At 76.6% G+C, this 5,381-nt stretch carries 4 protein-coding genes; 2 read left to right on the top strand and 2 right to left on the bottom strand.

Going from position 1 to position 5,381, the window contains the following annotated elements; genetic code table 11:
- Positions 1 to 734, top strand: a 734-nt coding sequence (locus tag ACFWH7_RS02130; protein WP_378214787.1) for a sigma factor-like helix-turn-helix DNA-binding protein, incomplete at its 5' end; no start/stop codon positions are given.
- Positions 735 to 738: 4 nt separating this feature from the next.
- Here the strand turns inward: ACFWH7_RS02130 and ACFWH7_RS02125 are convergent.
- Positions 739 to 1,479: a DUF2625 family protein gene (locus ACFWH7_RS02125; protein ID WP_378214786.1), complete on the bottom strand. Its 741-nt coding sequence runs from the start codon at positions 1,477 to 1,479 to the stop codon at positions 739 to 741.
- 226 nt (positions 1,480 to 1,705) lie between these two features.
- Here ACFWH7_RS02125 and ACFWH7_RS02120 point away from each other — a divergent pair, with 226 nt between their 5' ends.
- Entirely contained in the window at positions 1,706 to 3,184 is a 1,479-nt protein-coding gene (locus ACFWH7_RS02120) for a DUF4232 domain-containing protein (protein ID WP_378214785.1), read from the top strand.
- 6 nt (positions 3,185 to 3,190) lie between these two features.
- On the opposite strand, the gene ACFWH7_RS02115 is transcribed toward ACFWH7_RS02120, so the two are convergent.
- Entirely contained in the window at positions 3,191 to 5,197 is a 2,007-nt protein-coding gene (locus ACFWH7_RS02115) for a cytochrome c biogenesis protein DipZ (protein ID WP_378214784.1), read from the bottom strand.
- Positions 5,198 to 5,381 lie beyond the last annotated feature (184 nt).

The raw sequence follows: 5,381 nt of genomic DNA, 5'->3' as shown, positions 1-5,381 counted from the left end.
GGGGGGGGGGGGGGGGGGGGCGGGGGGGGGGCGGGGCCCCGCCCCCCCCGGCGCCCGGGGGGGGGGGGGCGCCGCCGCGGCGCCGCCCCCCCCCCCCCCCGCCCCCCCAGGCCGGCGATCCCGCCGACCGCGCCACGCTCGACGAGGAGGTGAGCATGGCGCTGCTCGTCGTGCTCGAGCGGCTCTCCCCCGCGCAGCGCGTCGCGTTCGTCCTGCACGACGTCTTCGGGCTGCCGTTCGAGGAGGTGGGCGACGTCGTCGGGCGCTCCCCCGCGGCGGTGCGCCAGCTCGCGTCGCGCGCCCGCAAGGACGTCGAGGCGGGACGGCCGCGCGGTCGGACGTCGCGCGCCGAGCAGGAGCGCGTCGTCGAGGCGTTCGTCGCGGCGTGCGCGGGCGACGACCTGCCGACGCTGCTCGGCCTGCTCGATCCCGACGTGATGCTCCGGGGCGACGGCGGGGGCAAGGTCCGCGCGCTGCGGCACCCGGTCCAGGGGGCGCAGAGCGTCGGGGAGGTCCTGCTCTCCTACCTCCGCAACCGGCCGCGCGGCGCGGGGGCGGTCGACGTCAACGGCAGCCCCGGGCTCGCGCTCGTGGACGGCTCGGGGGTGCTCACGGTCCTGGCGTTCACGCTCGCCGACGGGCGAATCGCAGCCCTCGACATCGTGCGGAACCCCGACAAGCTCACCACCGTGCCGCCGGGGCTCCTCGACGACCCCGGCCCGTGGTGGCCCTGACCGGCTACGGCCGGTAGTCCCCGGCCGGCCATGCGCCGTAGCCGTCGAGGTGCTCGTCGGCGTCGCGCACGTAGTCGTCCACCGGCGTCATGCGCTCGGCCATCTCGAAGTGCCAGTCGACCAGCTCGCCGAGCGGGACGGGGGTGCGCGACGACCGCGCGACGTCGCGCCCCTCCTCCGACCACAGCGGCGGGTAGAGGCTCAGCCCCTCGTCGAGGCGGACCGCCCCGATCTCGTCGTACCAGCCGGGCCACCGGACGGAGGCGTAGAACTCCGTCGTCCCGCCGCTCACCGCCCACTCGAGGAACGCCGCCTGGCCGAACCCGAGGTCCACCCACGTGAGCGAGTCGGGCGCGAAGTAGTTGACGTTGCCGAGCTGGCCCGGGAGGCCGCCGCCGTTGATCGCGAACGTGCCGCCGAGCACGTCGTACGCGACGACCAGGACCGACGGCGCCACGCTGTCGTCGCCCGGCTCGCCGAGCCCGTTGACGGTCGCGAGGTCGGGCAGCCCGGCACCGCCCCCGCCGATGATCCGCAGCCACCCGCCGTCGACGAGGACGCCGCCCGTGTGCAGCGCGAGCGCTCCGAGCGTCGAGCGGACCGTGACCTGGAGCCGGAAGAGGACCTCGAGCGACCACGCCGGGGCCGGCACGACCTCCACGCCACCGCGCCCGAGCATGCGGGAGAGCGTCGGCCAGGCGGGGTCGTCGACCGCCGCCAGCTCCGCTGCCGCCCTCACTGTCATGGCCGGATCATGCCAGATGTTGCCGGCATCCAGGAGTCCTGCTATGGATCGGCGCCCGGCAGGTCCCCCGATGGGCCGAAAGACCGATTCGGAAGGGCTCCTGCGACACAACCGGCCACCGAACTTCTTGCCGTCACCCGGTGGGGTGTGAAGACTCGGCGGCGAGCCAGCGCAGACCGCGTCGGCGCGGTCACCCCGGGCCATCCCCGTGGGTAGCGTCTCCGCCGTGGACGACGAGCGCACCGCACCGACGGCGGACGGCACCGACGGACCTCGACCCGCGAGCGCACGCCGGGTCCCGCGGAGCACGGTCGCCGTCGTCGCGTCGGTCGCCGGCGTGGGCCTCGCGGTCGTCGCCGCGCTCCTCGCCCCGGTGGTCCTCGACGCCGCCGTGGCGGACGGCCCGGCCGCGCACCCGTCGACACCACCGGACGGGTCGACGGCGACGTCGCCCGGGTCCGGCGATCCTGAGCACGGGGTCGAGGACATGACCGCGCTCCTGCTCGCCCTGCCGGGCGTCGAGGACGTGCAGACGAACGGGCGGGTGGGCACGTCGGCCGAGATCACGCTCGTGACCCCGCTCCCGTCCCCCGAGGTCGCGCAGCGCACCGCCATGGACGCGAGCGCGATCGTCGCCGCCATGCCGGGCGGCGGCGCGTGGTCGCTCCGGGTCGAGGGCACGGGCACCGGCGGCGGGACGCTCGCCGTCGAGCACGGCCCGGGAGCGGCCACCGTCCCCGGCGTCGACCCGGCCACCGGGGAGCCGCTCCCCGACCTCCTCGGGGCCGACGCCGTCGCCGACGCGGTGCGTCTCGTCGCCCACGACTCCGTGCGGCGCGTGTACCTCGCCCCGGGCGCCGCCTCGATCGACGTCCGCTCGGCCGACGACCTCGTCCGCGTCGCCGCGCTGGTGCGGGCCGAAGGCCGCGGGCTGACCAGCCTCGGGGTGGGCGGCTCCGGCCTCGGCACCTACGACGGCGACGGGCTGACCGTCCCCGACGACGCCCTGCTCATGCTCCTGACCGACGTCGCGGCGGAGCCCGGCGTGACGCAGGTCGTGCACGACGCCGTCCGCGACACGTTCCCGCAGGACCCGCTGCTCACGGTGATCACCTCGGGCGACGCGGCCGTGGTCGCGCGCGTGCTCGACGGCGCGGCCTACTCCGGCCCGGTGCTCGCGTACCAGGTCCACGGCTCGACGGACGGCGGCGCGTCCGCGACGCGCTCCGGGTTCGTCGCGGGGGTCGCGCCGACGGCCGCGGCTCGACCCGCGGGCGCGTGCGCGCCCGGCGACCTCGCGCTCGGGGCGCTGGGGTTCGACGCCGCAGCCGAGCGCCGCTTCCTCACCGTCACGGCCCGCAACGACGGCACCGCGGAGTGCGTCCTCGCCGGCGCGCCCGCGATCCGCTTCGTCGCCGACGACGGCTCGGAGACGGACGTGCTCCTCGAGCCCGACGACGACGGCCTCGCCCCGCTCACGCTCGCACCGGGCGCCACCGCCTGGGCCGCGCTCTCGTGGCGCGGCGGGTCGACGGCCGACGACCCGCCGCTCGTCACGACGTTGCTCATGGCACCGCACCCTGGCGACCCCGAGTCGGTCGTCGGGCTCGCAGGGATCCCCGGCGTCGGGGACGGGCTCGACCTGCTCGGCGGCGGGACCGCGACGATCGGGTCGTGGACGCCCGCGCGCGAGCCCGCGAGTTGACGCGCGTCAGCCGAACGTCGCGGTGAACACCTGCACGCCGGCGGGGACGTCGAGCTCGACGAGTCCTTCGGTCGGACCGTCGCCCTCCAGCACGGGGTAGAGCGTCGGGCTGCCGGACACGTCGATGTCGCGGGTCGTGGTCCGCCCGTCGGCCGTGACGCGGGCCGTCACCGTGCCCTCGCCGCCGAGCACCGCGAAGACGTCGGTCGAGCGGTACGCGAGGCGCACGCGCGCGTCGTCGGACAGCGCGGTCGCGCCCTGGAAGTCGACGTCCCACGTGCCGCCGAGCGAGAACGTGTCCGGCCGCTGGTCGTCGGCGAGGGTGAAGTCCTGCTGCCCCGCGGCGTAGCGCGGCTCGCCGGCGTAGTTGACGACGCGCTTGATGGAGAAGTAGGTCTCGGGCGTCGTCTCGTCCTGCGGCGTGGTGTCGCCGACGGCGGTGGGCTCGGGCAGCGCGACGCCGGGGTTCGCGTCCCCGAGGAGCTCGCGCACCAGGCGCTCGGTGTCCTCGTAGCCGCCCTCGCCGAACCGGATGTGGCGGACGGTCCCGTCGGCGTCGACGAGGTACTGCGCGGGCCAGTAGCGGTTCCGGTAGGCGGTCCAGGTCGCGTAGGCGTTGTCCTGGGCGACGGGGTAGGTGACGCCGAGGTCCCGCGCTCCCGCGACGACGTTGCGCGTCTCGCGCTCGAACGCGAACTCGGGCGTGTGGACCCCGATCACCTCGAACCCCGCGCCGACGTCGCGGTAGCGGTCGTACCAGGCGTTGACGTGCGGGATCGCGCGCTGGCAGTTGATGCAGGAGTAGGTCCAGAAGTCGACGAGCACGACCTTGCCGCGCAGCCCCTCGAGCGTCAGCGCCTCACCGCCCGGGGTGTTGAGCCACGTGTCGATGCCGCGCAGCTCCGGGGCGGTGCCGCAGTCCTCCAGCACGGGCGCGCCGTTCGAGCAGTTCGACAGCTCGCGGTTCTCGTCGGTGACGAGGCCGCCGAGGTCGAGCGCCTCGCGCACGGCGTCGTTCTCGTCGACCCGCTGCTGGAGCGCGCCCGTGTAGTCGGGCAGGGCGCGCTGGAGCGCGGCGGGGAGATTGAGCGCGAGCGCGCCCGCGAGCGCGATCATCACGACGCCGCCCGTGACGCGGATGCCGCGCGTGTGCCGCTGGAACCCGCGGACCCGCTCCGCGACGCGGCGCCCCGCGAGCGCGAAGACCAGGAGCGGGATCGCCGCCCCGATCGCGAACGACACCGTGAGGGCGACGGTGCCCGGGCCGATGTTCCCCGTCGCCCCGGCCACGGTGATGGCCGCGAGGACGGGCCCGGCGCACGGCACGTACAGCACACCGAGGCCGAGGCCGAGCACGAACGCGCCGCGGTCCTGCCGGGCGGCGCCGCGTCGTGCCCCGAGCGCCGCGATCCGCCGGAACGGCCGCTCCAGGACCTCCTCGACGCGCGGCACGATCATCCCCACGCCGATCGCGACGAGGAGCACGATGCCCGCCCAGCGCAGCAGGTCCTGCGGGAGCCCGAGCGCGGTGAGCACGAGGGAGCCGAGGAGCGTGAAGACGCTGAAGCTGAGGACCAGGCCCGCGATGACGAGGTAGGGGCGCCACGAGCGGCGCGCCGCCCGGCGGGACGCGCGGCGCCCGGGCCTACCGTCGGCCGGAGCGGCGGCCTCGGTCGCGTCCCCCGTCGACAGGTCGAGCGCGAGGGTCCCGCCGCGCGTCGGCTGCGCCGTGACCTCCCGCACCCCGGCGGCCTCCTGCGCGCCGCCCGGGTCAACCCGGCCACGCAACCCGGCGGCGGGGCGCCCGCCGACGCGGACCGCGTCGGGGACTCCCGCGAACAGGGCCGGCGAGACGCCGCCCGTCCCGGGCTCCGCGGTGCCCGACGGCGTCTCCCCCGTGCGCGCGCCCTGTACGCCGCCCGCGAAGAAGATGACGGGCAGCATGGGCAGGATGCACGGCGAGATCCCCGTGATGAGTCCCCCGAGCAGGCCGATGACGATGAGCGTCTCCATGCCCGGGGTTCGGACCGGCGGCCGCCGCGGATGGGTCCAGGGTGCGTCGAGGGGACGGCGCCGGGCGCACGACGACGGGGCCCGCCCCCCCGGCGGGGGCCGAGGGGCGCCCCCCCCCGCGGGCCCCCACCCCCCCCCCACGGGCGGGCCCGCCCGAGTTCAAAGGAGCCCCAAACAGCCACAC

The organism is Cellulosimicrobium cellulans (assembly GCF_042723955.1).
GTDB classification, from domain to species: Bacteria; Actinomycetota; Actinomycetes; order Actinomycetales; family Cellulomonadaceae; genus Cellulosimicrobium; species Cellulosimicrobium cellulans_H.
Note: the sequence above shows the minus strand (reverse complement) of the source record. Positions and strands in the feature narration are given on the sequence as shown.